The organism is Bradyrhizobium sp. Kon69, from assembly GCF_055807515.1.
Window position 1 is genome coordinate 1 of record NZ_JBVVOS010000426.1, and the last position, 258, is coordinate 258.

At 64.7% G+C, this 258-nt stretch carries 1 protein-coding gene; it reads right to left on the minus strand.

Translation table 11 applies throughout. The features are described 5' to 3' along the window. Positions 1-35 precede the first annotated feature (35 nt). Positions 36-258: hypothetical protein (locus tag AC0L3U_RS39665; protein ID WP_473365160.1), on the minus strand; the 223-nt coding region annotated here is incomplete at its 5' end.

Sequence of the window (258 nt, forward strand, 5' to 3'; positions counted from 1 at the left end):
CTTGAAAGGACGGCATTTCGAGTCGGTCGATGTCATCACCTGGCGCAGAAACGCAAACCCAAACCGACCTCGACGCGGAAATCGTCGAGCTCTCGGCCGCCATTTCCCGCGATCCGGGCGATGCCAAGGCGCATCGCCGTCGAGGTCTCCTCAAGGCACGCTGCCGCAGGTACGACGAGGCACTGGTGGATCTGGAGCGAGCGCTGATGCTCGCGCCCGGCGACGGTCACGCGTATGGCCTCAGGGCGCTGGTTTGGG